The organism is Elongatibacter sediminis (assembly GCF_037892215.1).
Classification (GTDB): Bacteria; Pseudomonadota; Gammaproteobacteria; order Xanthomonadales; family SZUA-36; genus Elongatibacter; species Elongatibacter sediminis.
Genome location: NZ_JAZHOG010000014.1, coordinates 107,183 through 118,584 on the forward strand (window position 1 = coordinate 107,183; position 11,402 = coordinate 118,584).

12 protein-coding genes are annotated in these 11,402 nt (G+C 64.0%); 6 read left to right on the plus strand and 6 right to left on the minus strand.

The window, feature by feature from the left end; genetic code table 11:
• The first annotated feature begins 33 nt into the window (after positions 1–33).
• Both V3330_RS17905 and V3330_RS17910 read left to right on the plus strand, forming a co-directional pair.
• Complete coding sequence (locus V3330_RS17905; RefSeq protein WP_354696821.1) at positions 34–618, plus strand: 2OG-Fe(II) oxygenase; 585 nt, start codon at positions 34–36, stop codon at positions 616–618.
• 121 nt (positions 619–739) lie between these two features.
• The gene (locus V3330_RS17910; RefSeq protein WP_354696822.1) at positions 740–1,816 is read left to right on the plus strand and encodes a hypothetical protein; all 1,077 of its coding nucleotides are present in this window, start codon (positions 740–742) and stop codon (positions 1,814–1,816) included.
• A gap of 6 nt (positions 1,817–1,822) precedes the next feature.
• Here the strand turns inward: V3330_RS17910 and V3330_RS17915 are convergent, their stop codons facing one another.
• The 3 genes from V3330_RS17915 to V3330_RS17925 are packed head-to-tail and all read right to left on the minus strand — an operon-like array spanning position 1,823 to position 5,307.
• A complete protein-coding gene (locus V3330_RS17915) occupies positions 1,823–2,503 on the minus strand; it encodes a putative 2OG-Fe(II) oxygenase (protein WP_354696823.1) in 681 nt (226 codons plus the stop codon).
• A gap of 52 nt (positions 2,504–2,555) precedes the next feature.
• Positions 2,556–3,920 carry a DUF697 domain-containing protein gene (locus V3330_RS17920; RefSeq protein ID WP_354696824.1) on the minus strand — a complete coding sequence of 455 codons (1,365 nt, stop codon included), beginning with the start codon at positions 3,918–3,920 and terminating at the stop codon, positions 2,556–2,558.
• Positions 3,838–5,307 carry a GTPase gene (locus V3330_RS17925; RefSeq protein ID WP_354696825.1) on the minus strand — a complete coding sequence of 490 codons (1,470 nt, stop codon included), beginning with the start codon at positions 5,305–5,307 and terminating at the stop codon, positions 3,838–3,840. The genes V3330_RS17920 and V3330_RS17925 overlap by 83 nt, the downstream gene beginning before the upstream one ends.
• 255 nt (positions 5,308–5,562) lie before the next feature.
• Between V3330_RS17925 and V3330_RS17930 the strand changes: the two genes are divergently transcribed.
• Complete coding sequence (locus tag V3330_RS17930; protein WP_354696826.1) at positions 5,563–6,723, plus strand: sensor histidine kinase; 1,161 nt, start codon at positions 5,563–5,565, stop codon at positions 6,721–6,723.
• Here the strand turns inward: V3330_RS17930 and hemE are convergent.
• The 3 genes from hemE to aroK are packed head-to-tail and all read right to left on the minus strand — an operon-like array spanning position 6,696 to position 9,485.
• Positions 6,696–7,775 carry a uroporphyrinogen decarboxylase gene (gene hemE / locus V3330_RS17935; protein ID WP_354696827.1) on the minus strand — a complete coding sequence of 360 codons (1,080 nt, stop codon included), beginning with the start codon at positions 7,773–7,775 and terminating at the stop codon, positions 6,696–6,698. The genes V3330_RS17930 and hemE overlap by 28 nt on opposite strands.
• Before the next feature lie 45 nt (positions 7,776–7,820).
• Entirely contained in the window at positions 7,821–8,924 is a 1,104-nt protein-coding gene (gene aroB / locus V3330_RS17940; protein WP_354696828.1) for a 3-dehydroquinate synthase, read from the minus strand.
• 6 nt (positions 8,925–8,930) lie between these two features.
• Positions 8,931–9,485: a shikimate kinase AroK gene (gene aroK, locus V3330_RS17945; RefSeq protein ID WP_354696829.1), complete on the minus strand. Its 555-nt coding sequence runs from the start codon at positions 9,483–9,485 to the stop codon at positions 8,931–8,933.
• A gap of 97 nt (positions 9,486–9,582) precedes the next feature.
• Between aroK and xrtH the strand changes: the two genes are divergently transcribed.
• Genes xrtH through V3330_RS17960 form a run of 3 tightly spaced genes read left to right on the plus strand, consistent with a single transcriptional unit; the run spans position 9,583 to position 11,157 of the window.
• Positions 9,583–10,101 carry an exosortase H gene (gene xrtH / locus V3330_RS17950; RefSeq protein ID WP_354696830.1) on the plus strand — a complete coding sequence of 173 codons (519 nt, stop codon included), beginning with the start codon at positions 9,583–9,585 and terminating at the stop codon, positions 10,099–10,101.
• Between the two features lie 46 nt (positions 10,102–10,147).
• Positions 10,148–10,741, plus strand: a complete 594-nt coding sequence (gene pdxH, locus V3330_RS17955; RefSeq protein ID WP_354696831.1) for a pyridoxamine 5'-phosphate oxidase — start codon at positions 10,148–10,150, stop codon at positions 10,739–10,741.
• A gap of 2 nt (positions 10,742–10,743) precedes the next feature.
• Positions 10,744–11,157: a secondary thiamine-phosphate synthase enzyme YjbQ gene (locus V3330_RS17960; RefSeq protein ID WP_354696832.1), complete on the plus strand. Its 414-nt coding sequence runs from the start codon at positions 10,744–10,746 to the stop codon at positions 11,155–11,157.
• Positions 11,158–11,402 lie beyond the last annotated feature (245 nt).

Consider the following 11,402-nt stretch of genomic DNA (forward strand, 5'->3'; position numbering starts at 1 on the left):
CCCGTCATGCCTCGGCTTGAGAGCAATCTGAGAATGGAAAATTTCTTCGGAATTTACGACCGTGCACTGAGCCCCGAATTTTGCCGGGACGTGGTCGAGCGGTTCGAGAACGACCCGCGCAAATCACGCGGCAAGGTGGGTGACGGCGCCTACCGTCCGGAATTCAAGGGGACGACCGAAATCGATTTCGCGGATATCCGGCAAGGCTGGGAAGACGTGATCAACACGGTCAATCAGAGCCTCACGTTTTACCTGCGGCAATACATGCAGAAGTGGGGTGACGCCTTTCAGTCGGTGGAAGTGCATCATGAGGGCTTTCGCATGGCGCGGTACAACCCGGGTGAGCAGTTCAACTGGCACTCCGACAACATCGCCGGTTCGTTCACCCGCGTGATGACGGCGATGTGGTATTTGAACACGGTCGAGGAAGGCGGCGAAACCGAGTACCGCTGGATGGGCCAGTCGATAAAACCGGTCGAAGGACGCCTGATGATCTGTCCGGTGGGCTGGCCCTACTATCACCGCGGCAACGCACCCGTTACCGGCCCCAAGTACACCATCATCACCCAGTTGCACCAGCAACGACGCAAGACGGCGCAGGAGAACGAGCAGCAGTGAGGCTGGCGGGCACCGTGGACCGGACCGGGCCCGGGGCTTGCGAATCGGGCGTGCCCCGAAACCATCCGTGTTTACGCCCGGTCGCGCCATGCGTCGGAAAGCTGCCGGGAAACGCCGCCGTATGAGCGAGACGGATGCGAACCTCGACCCGCGCCGGGACAGGGGGCCCCCGGTGGAGCCACCGGGCGGGCCTGAATGGCTTCTTGCCGGTATCGATCCCGCCCACGACGCGTTTCAGTTCGCGGCGGTTTCGCGAGCCACTTATCGGGATTCCGCCTTTCTGGATCACCGCATCCGGCCGCGTCCGGCCGAGGTGCGAACCGTTGCGGGCGAGGCCGTGGACCGGGCATTGGCGAGCGCGCCGCCGCCCCCGGCGGGCTGGATTTTCCACACCGCCTTCTGCTGTTCCACGTTGCTGGCGCACTGTCTCGACCACCCGGAGCGAACCCTGGTGCTGCGTGAACCTGCGGTTCTGTCACGCCTGGCGGCGCTGTGCCGCGAGTCTGCCGCTGCGGTTGATACCACGCTGCTTCAGCGCGTGATATGCCTGTCCGAGCGTCCGTTTGCCGGTGAACGGGTCGTGGTCAAACCGTCCAACTACGCCAATGCCCTGTTGCCGGCACTCGCCACGGGCCCTGGGAAAGACGATACGCCGCGCTCCTGTGTTCTGATGAGCTGCAGCCTGCGTGCCCTGTTGCTGTCCGTACTCAAGAAGCAGGACGAAGCGGAGCGTCTTCTGGCATCGTTTACCGACGCGCTGTTGCGTGACACGGATTACGCGGAGCGAACCGGAATCCATTCGGTGGCCGACCTGGACCTGTTGCGGCAGGCCGTGGTGTTCTGGCACTGCCAGCGTTATCAGTTTCAGGCCGTCTCCCGTGCGGCAAAGGCCGTCACGCTGGGCCTGACCATGGAACGCTTTCTGGCCGAACCCGCCTCGTCGCTGGCCGCTGTCGGCGCACACCTGTCGCTCGGTCTGGGCGACGGCTTGATTCAGGACGTCGTGGAGCAGGGTGCGTTTACCCGGCATGCGAAATCGGGCGCTGCATACGGTCCGGATCAGCGGCGCGTGGAAAGCGCGGCGATGGAACAACGTCACGGCGAGACTGTCGCAGGCGCGCTGCGCTGGGCGGAAACCGTCTTGAGGGATGTGCCGGTGGAGCCGCTGATGGCGGGTGAAGACCCGATCGGCGGTTGAAACCGTTCAGCTGTCCTGCCAGCGAAAACTGCAATTCGCCGCAACCGTGATGCGCGGCGCCTCGCCGAAGTACGGTGTGACCTCATGCTGGATGAAGGAGGGAAACACCAGCAGGTCACCCGGTTTCATCTCGTAATTGACCGAGCCCAGGTGATAGGGAGGACGCCATTGCTGATTGCCGGGGTCGAGGTACATGTTGGCGGTCACCCTCGGGTCCTTGAAATTGAGCACCCCTCCCGCGGGCCGGTCGTCGGGATGAACGCCGGGATCGACCATGTACACGGCGGACCACGTCGCATTCGAGTGAATGTGGCTGGAAATATAGCCGCCAAAACGCGTGACGTGGTACCAGGCATCCGTCATCACCCGTAATCGGCCGGCCTCGTCGGCCGAATAGCCGTTGGTCTCCATCACGGCATGCAGGATGCCGTGCAGAAAAAACCCCTTGAGTTCCTGAATGGCGCGGTTCAGGTCCTTGAACAGATCGAAACTGCTCTCGAAGATTCCCACCTGGTTGCTGGGAATGTAATCCGGGTTGCGATAGCGCTCGCCCTGGGATTCCTGGTCGAGAATGAATTTTCTGAGCTCACGGTTGAGCACGCCCTCGCTGGGATAGCGGGTGGAAAAAACGGGGGTGGCGTGGCTGCCCCATTGCCTGATTTCCGGCTTCGACGCGGTTGCGCTCATGAGTTTCGCTGTTTGAGGAACAGGGTGACTTTCCCGTTGATCACCGCCGGTGTCAAGCGGAAGACCTCTGGATCCGGTTGCGCAGTTCGGTGCGGGCCTCGCGCAGCAGTTCGTCGCGATCGAGCGTGGCGAGAATCGACCGCGCCACTTCCCGCGGCCCGTCGCCGCCCCAGGATTTGCCGCGTGCGAACCAGGTCTGGGCCATCCGCCCCACCAGGTAGGTGGCGTACCAGGCCAGCGCACCCTGTGCGGTCGCTGTCAGCGTGGTCGAAAGGCCGGCACTGGCCGTCTTCAGGGCGCTGGATACGAGGTTCAGACCCCAGTACGCCCCCATCAGGGCGACGAGCTGGGCGGAAATGGTCATGAGCAGCCGGGAGGCCTCCGAGCGCTGCATGCGAAAACCGTAAATTCGGCCGAGATGAGTCACCATGGCGATGTCCGTGCCGGCCGCCGCGAGCAGATCCGCCACCGGCACGGGGTTGACGGCCACCAGCAGGCCTTTCGCCAGGCAGTACTTGTGGATCAAGCGCTCCGCCAGGTCCCGGCGGGCGGCCACGATGCGCTGCGCGACCCGGGCGTCGAGTTCGCTGGCGAACAGGGACGCATTGAGTGCGGCCAGGACCTTGCCTTCACGTTCCAGCAGTTGCCACAGCACCGCCCGCAGTTCCTTCACGTCCGGCTCGCGCGGCCGGGTCATTTCCTCCTCGCGGCCGTCAGGTCCGGTTCGTAGGATGATTTCCGGCCGTGGGTGCGCGCTGACGGCGATGATGTGCTCGGCCGGCAGCCAGTCACGGGTGCGCTCGGCCAGGCGTTGCAGCAAAGCGGAAAGCTCGGTCCGGGTATACCGGTCGGCCTTGTTGAGGACCAGTACCACGGTGCGTCCGAGCCGGGCCAGCTGGCCCAGCGCGGCATGCTCGATTCGTGTGAGGTCGCCCTCGCAGACCATCAGGATCACGTCCGCCCGCAGGCTGACGTCCCGCGCCAGGCGCTCGCGCGCGCCGCCATCCAGCTCGTCGATGCCCGGCGTATCGAGCAGAACGGCCTGGCCGTCCTTCAGGGACTGCCAATCGGCTCGTGCCTCGCGGCGGGTTTCGCCGTGCAGTGCGCTGGTGCGAAACGCTTCGCGGCCCAACAGAGCGTTGAGTAATGACGATTTGCCGACGCCGACCCGGCCGTATGCGGCAACGTGCACTTCGTCGCGGTCGAGTTTTTGCGTAATGCGTTCGATTTGCTCGAACTCGTCGGCGAGTTCGGCGCGAATTCCCGACGGAATGGATGTGTCCTCCAGAAGGGACTTGAGGTTCCGGTTCGCGGCCAGCCAGTGCCGGCGGGCATCAGCGGTCCCGCTGCTTTCCGTTGCGGCCTTTTTGCGCCACCAGGCGGGCAAAGCGGATCGCACCCGATTCCAGATTCGCATTCAGTTCTTCCTCGAAGGCGACCGCTGCCGGCAGCGGTCTCAATTCTCCCCGGCTCGCCAGAGTCGCGGCCGCGGCTTTGCCCAGGCTGTCGAAAATCATGCCATAGGCGATGGCGTGAACCACGCCTCCGGATATGGTGCCGACTCCCGGGAAGGCTTTCATCGCGTTGCCGGCGATGGCGAGTGTGATGGCGGTCATGTTTTTGAGCCGGCTGCCGGCGAGTTGCAGAAAGGCGTCGATCTGCAACTCCTTGACCGGCACGTCATGGATGCGCGATAGCTCGCGGATCAGTTGCGTGGCCAGTACCGACTGAATGACCAGGTCCGAACCGGGAGCGACCGCGGCCAGGGCGCCGACCACCGCGCGCCGGGAATAGCGGGTGATCTGCTCGGCGGCCTGCTCATCACGATGTTCGCGCCGCGCACGATCCAGCTTTTCGCTGGCCAGCAGCAGTACCGCCGTATCACGCAGGGACTCCATCAGGTCACGGTTCTCGTCCAGGCGCCGTTGCACGGCGACGAGCAGCGGTTCGATCTGTGGCTCCCGGTCGCGGCTTTCCCGCTGCTCGATTCCCGAGCCGAGCAGACGGACCACTTCCTCGCGGCCCCCGGTTCGGATGGCCACCACATCGTGTTCCGGGAGTCCGGATCGTTCGGCCAGCCGTTGCGTGAGCACGTCGATTTCTTCGGACGTGTAGCGATCGGATTTGTTCAGGGCCAGCACCACCGGCTTGCCCTCCGCGGCAAGCCGCCGCAGGGGTTCGGCCTGACTGCCGGTCAGATCGGCATCGCAGAGGAAGATGACGAGATGGGCTCGCCGGGTTTCTTCCATCGCAGCCGTGTCGTCCTCGAAATTGAACCCCGGCAGGTCCGATACCACGATCCGGTCGCCCGATGGCGCCGTCCACTCGTGCCGCCGGATGCAGGCTGTGGTGCCCGCGCGTGGGTCGGTTTCCACGTTGGCCTCGGGCACCAGCGCATTCACCAGGCTGCTTTTGCCACTGCTGACTTCACCAAACAGGGCGATGTAGAGTTCGCCGCTGGCCTTGCGCCGCCGTTGCTCGCGGATTTCCTCCAGCGCCGGACCCACATCCACGCCGGCCTGGCCGGCTTCAGTCAGTTCATCGTGCAGGGAGTCGTAGTCCGCCGGCGCGGCACGGTCCGGTTTGTCCGGCTTCCTGCCCGGACGCAACCAGGACCAGAACAGGACGACCGTGACCAGGGGAACGGCGATGGCCAGGCCGAAATAAGCCAGCCGCAGCCAGGCCGGAGCTTCCCTGAGATAACTCCACACCGACAGGGCCGTGTCGGTTGCCAACAGAAATATGAACAGCGTGAGCAACGCGGCCAGCAGAATGACAATGGAAACCAGGAGCCTCAAAGGCATGGGTACGGTTCCGGCAGGTTCGCAGCGAAGAGTCCACCATTCTGGCGGACAGCCCGTAACCCGGTCCGCGTCCGCCATTCCGGTCACCCTATTCTAACAGCCGGGCCGGCAGGCTCCGCCAACCGGTTCACGGTTTTCGTCCGGCTGCATGTGCGGCGGGCGTTTGCGCAGGCCAGGCCGGCACGGTAGAGTAGATGTTCCTGAACCGTCCGCGCGGTTTCATCATCGTGTCCCCGCCCTCCAGCGGGGACCGCGATGTCCAGAAAGTCCGATTTCAAGTCATCCGAACGCACTGCCATGACAGCCACCGGCGGCGATTCGTCGCGGATCCTGGCATTGCTCCGACACGAACTCAAAACGCCGCTGGCGGGCTTGCTGGCCCTCGCCAACGAACTCTCGAGGGTGCCCCTGCCGACCCGCAGCCGGGCTGTGGTGCAGGCATTGGAGTCGAGCGCCCGACATTTGTCAGGAATGATCGACTCCCTGTCCTGGCAGGCACCTGCACGAATCAGCAGGCCAGTACACGGGCCCTTAGCCGTGGACCGGTTTTTCGACAGCCTGCTCACTGCGCATTGGCCGAACGCGCGTGCGCGGCACCTCGGCCTGTATCTCGAGATCGATCCGCGGGTCGCGGAATTCTGGCAGGTGGATGGCATTCGCTTGCGGGCCGTGCTCGATAACCTTTTGTCGAACGCGCTGCATGCCACCCGTGAAGGATTCGTGTACCTGCGCGTGCGCCCGGCCGGTAACGGCCGGACCGAATGCAGTTTGGAGGATACCGGATCCGGGGTCGCCGAGATGCCGGATCAGGCTTACGCCTGGGGTTGGCGCGGGCCGGGCGAATCCCTGAGGCGTCCGGACGGTTCGGGCATCGGCCTCTACGTGTGCCGACGGCTGGCCCGGGAACTGGGTGGCGACCTGGAGCACGGACCCCGAGTGGGCGGTGGTTCGGTTTTTCGCCTGCGACTGCCCGTGGGGCCGATGCCCGTGCACATGCGCCACCGTAGCCGCCTGCTTCGCGCCGTGGCCTGTCAACTGGTGCTGGACAGTCCGGAACGCGGGATCGCCGGCAGCATTCTGGGTCGAATCGGCGTGTCGGCCCTCGAGGTGGCGTCCCCCGACTGGAGTCGGGTCGAATCGGCGGGAAACGTCGTGATCTGTCACCAGGGAAACCTGCCCCGGCGAATCGGTGGCGGTTCCGCGCGACGGCCAGCGGACGCCCCGGTTCTGGTTTACCGGGCCGACCGGGGTACGGCCGATGGCCCACCGGCCATCGACAGGGAGATCAGGGATTTCGCGCCGCTGCGGGTGCGAGCCCTTCCGCGGCCGTTGATGCGAACCGCCATGGAAGCGCTGTTGCTGGAAGCGTCCCTGGCGTCTGCCGGCGTTCAGCCGGGAGCGGAACCCGGCGGCTGACCGGCGCCGCTGACCGAGCCGACCGTTTCGATCAGTATTCGCAGATGTTCCGGATCCACATCGGGGGTGATGCCGTGCCCGAGATTGAAAACATGTCCGGGTCCGGTACCGAAGCTGGAAAGACAGCGCGCCGTTTCCCGCCGAATAACGCTCTCGCCGGCCAGCAACACGGCCGGATCGAGATTGCCCTGCAGCGCAACCCGGTCGCCCACGCGTGAGCGGGCTTCCTCGAGCGAAATCGTCCAGTCGACGCCCAGGGCATCGCAACCCGTATCGGCCTGGGCCTCCAGGTCGCGCTGGCTGCCCTTGCTGAACAGGATGACCGGAACCCGCTCACCGTCGTGTTCGCGATCCAGGCCGTCAACGACCCGGGCCATGTAGCGCAGCGAGAATTCACGGTAGGGCTCCGGCCCGAGTACACCGCCCCAGGTGTCGAAAATCTGCACTGCCTGCGCGCCGGCACGGATCTGGGCGTTGAGGTAGTCGGTGACCGAATCCGCCAGGCGCGCCAGCAGGTCATGCGCCAGTTCGGGGGCGTCGAACAGAAGTTTCTTGGCGCGGCCGAAGGTCTTGCTGGAGCCTCCCTCGATCATGTAGGTGGCCAGGGTCCACGGGCTGCCGCTGAAGCCGATCAGTGGCACCTGGCCGTCCAGTTCACGCCGAGTCAGCCGGATGGCATCCGTGACATAGCGCAATTCCGAATCGATATCGGGCCGGGGAAGTTTTTTGATGTCGGCTTCCGTGCGTAATGGCCGTTCGAATTTCGGCCCCTCGCCTTCGACGAAGTAAAGGCCCAGTCCCATCGAGTCGGGAATCGTCAGGATGTCGGAAAAAATGATCGCGGCATCGAGGGCGAAGCGGCGCAACGGCTGCAGGGTGACCTCACAGGCGAGTTCCGGATTCTGACACAGTTGCATGAAACTGCCGGCCTCGGCGCGAACGGCACGGTACTCGGGCAGGTAGCGCCCGGCCTGGCGCATGATCCAGACCGGTGTGCGTGGCGTGGGTTCACGCAACAGGGCCCTGATCAGCAGGTCATTTGCAGGCTTCATGGTGGTGGGTCTCCGGTGGTGCGGAGCCGGTTTGACGGCTCGGATTCAGATGGCTCGGGAAGGGTCGCGACACGCGTCGATGGCGGCCGCGATTTCGGTTTCACTGCTGTCCTGGTCGATGACGGCTTCGCCGGTGGAGGTCAGTAGCACCAGCCGCAATCCACCCGCGACGGCCTTCTTGTCCAGGCCCATGGTTTCGATCAGCGGGGCGGTGGCGATATCGTCCGGCAGCGTGGTGGTCAGCCCCAGGGCAGCCAGCAACCGTTCCAGTCTAGCCGCCGTGCCCGCCTCGCACAAACCGCGGCGTTCACTCAGGCTTGCGGCCATGACCATGCCGATCGCGACCGCTTCGCCGTGCAAATAGCGCGCATACCCGGTCACCGATTCGATGGCGTGACCAAAGGTGTGGCCGAAGTTCAGAATGGCGCGGATGCCGCCCTCACGTTCGTCGGCAGAGACGACTTTCGCCTTGTTGCGGACCGAGCGGGCCACCAGTTCGCGCAGGACTTCCGGGTCCCGCGCGGTGACGGCGTCGATCATGGACTCGATGCGATCGAGAAATTCCGCGTCCATGATGGCTCCGTACTTGACGACTTCCGCCAACCCGGCGAGGTACTCACGCCGGGGCAGCGTATCCAGGGTCGCAGTGTCGATGATGACTGCTGCCGGCTGATGAAAAGCGCCGATCAGGTTTTTGCCCGCGGTGTGATTGATTCCGGTCTTGCCGCCCACCGAGGCATCCACCTGCGCCAGCAGGGTTGTCGGCACCTGTACGAAGCGAATGCCGCGCATGTAGCTGGCTGCCGCGAAGCCGCAGATATCTCCCACGACACCACCACCGAGCGCAATCAGGGTCGCGTCGCGGCGCGCCCGGATTTCAATCAATCGATCGATGATGCCGGACCAGGTGGACACGTTCTTGTGCGGTTCGCCGTCGGGAATGATGTGCCGGTGCACGTCGCGTTCACCGAGCGCTGATTCCAGCCGATCGGCATACAGGGGGGCCACGGTGTCGTTGCTGACCAGCAGAACGGTCTCGTCGCCCAGCACGGAGCCCCACGACTGCGGGTCATCGAGGATGGCGGTTCCGATATCCACCCGGTAGGAGCCACGTTCGAGTTCGACGGGTACGGTCAGGCGCTCTGTCATGAAGGCTTACTCGCGAGTTGGAGGCGGCGATGGCGGGTCCTGCGGTTCGGACTGCTGGTTTTTCAACGCCTCGTAAATGGAATGAATCGTGCGGTCAATGGGGCCGCTGCGAGCTGGAAAAACCAGGTCCGCGACTTCTTCGTAAAGGGGATTGCGTTGCGCGGCCATTTCCTCGAGTTTCTGCGCCCGGTCCGGTGTCTGCAGCAGGGGGCGGGAGCGATCACGGCGCAGCCGCCGCAATTGCTGGCGGACCGGTGTCTCCAGATAGACCACGATGCCGGTCCGCTTGAGCAGGTCGCGGTTGCGCCGGGCAAGGACGGCGCCGCCGCCGGTGGCGATCAGCACACCCTGCATGGCAGCCAGTTCCTCCAGAATTTTTGATTCGCGTTCCCTGAAGCCGGCCTCGCCCTCGATATCGAAAATCAGATTGATGCTCGCGCCGGTCCGCTCCTCGATCACGTGGTCGGAGTCGTGGAATTCCAGGCCGAGTTTCCCGGCCAGCCGCCGGCCCAGGGTGGTCTTGCCCGAGCCCATCGGCCCCACCAGGTAGACATTGCGCATGGAGGATCCCACCGATCAGCAGCGCCGGAAGGGTGCACGCACACCGAACATTGGGTACCATGGCGAAACTTTTTGGGCTTCCAAGTCTCCTTCCCCGATGATCCGGTTTTTTGTTCTGTTCACTGTGCTGTTGGTCGGGCTGTTCACGCTTGAAATTCTACAGCCGGCGGAAAAGTACGTCATCCTGCCATTTACTGCATTCATTGCGGACGTCAGTGTGTGGCTGATCACGTTTTTCGACGACGGCGTCGTTTCCTACGCCAATGTAATCCGCGACCAGGCCAGCGGATTTGGCGTGCGTATCGAACGTGGATGTAACGGTGTGGAAGCCATGATCATCCTGTTTGCGGCCATTTTCGCCTTTCCCGCGCCTCTGAAGAACAAATTGGTCGGGTTCGTGGTCGGCTTCTTCGCCATCCAGATACTGAACCTGATCCGCATCGTCAGCCTGTTTTACCTGGGGCAGTGGAACCAGGTGGCTTTCGAGTGGTTCCACCTGTACTTGTGGCAGGCACTTATCATTCTGGACGCGCTCGTGGTGTGGCTGATCTGGCTCCGTACCCTGCCGCAGGCCAAGTTGCGCCGCCAGCAGGAAAGCGGCGAGTCGAAGAGCTGATCCGTCAGGGACAGCCCGTTATTGACGGCAAGAGCAGCCCAGACCCATGACTGACGCGATACTTTCGCAGACGATCATCGACCGCTTCAATGCCGCGTTGGACGCGGCACGCGAGGCCGGAGAGCCTGAGCCGACGGCCATGGTTCTGGCGACCAGTGACTGCCAGGGCCGGGTGACCACCCGAACGGTATTGCTCAAGGGGCTCGATCGGCACGGTTTCGTATTCTTCACCAATACCGGCAGCCGCAAGGGCCGGCAGATCGATGAATGCCCGCGCGCGGCGGCGACTTTTCTGTGGAAATCCACCTACTGTCAGGTACAGTTGGTGGGCGCCGTTCGCCCGGTGACCGCGGAAGAGGCTGATGCCTATTTCGCAACGCGGGACCGCGGCAGCCAGATCGGCGCCTGGGCCTCGTTGCAGTCGCGCACGCTGGACAGTCGCGACACGCTCGAAGCCCGGGTGGCAGAATTCGAGGAGCGCTACTCGGGAAAAGACGTGCCACGACCACCTCACTGGTCGGGATATCGTCTGCAGCCCGATTCCGTGGAGTTCTGGCACGGCCGGGAATTCCGCCTGCACGATCGCACCGAGTATCGCTGGACGGACGGGAACTGGGCTCAGCGTAAGCTCTACCCCTGAAGATGCCGGTGTTCCGGATCGAGTTCCAGACGCCGGGCCGGGGGTTCCACGAACTCACCGACGAGGTGACCGGTCATGTCCGGTCCGCCGGCATCGGAACCGGCCTGTGTCATCTCTTCATCCGCCACACTTCCGCTTCGTTGCTGATCACCGAAAATGCCGACCCCGCGGTGCGAGCCGATCTGGAGCGCTTCATGAGCCGGATCGCACCCGACGGCGACCCGGACTGGACCCACGGATCCGAAGGCCCCGACGACATGCCCGCCCATATCCGCTCGGTGCTGACCGCCAGCGAACTCACCCTGCCAATCCGTGAGGGCCGTCTGTCGCTCGGCACCTGGCAGGGAATCTACCTCTGGGAACACCGAACCCGACCGCGCCACCGAGTCATCGATCTGACCCTTCTGAGAGCCTGAAGGGCTGTTCTTGTCCGTGTTCTCGACGTTGGTCACAGGGCTCCATGGTACGCAATCCGCGTGGGTGCTGGATACCGTCATCGTCTGTCGTCAGGCCGGCCGGTGCTTCGGCACATTCCCCTCAGGCCGCTGGTGCGACATCCAGGAGAACTTGGAGGTTTATCGTTAGTTCAATTCGGCTGATCTGATGAGCTCGTGGAAAATGTGCCCTCGAGCAGGCAGGTGCTACGGCACATTCCCCTCAG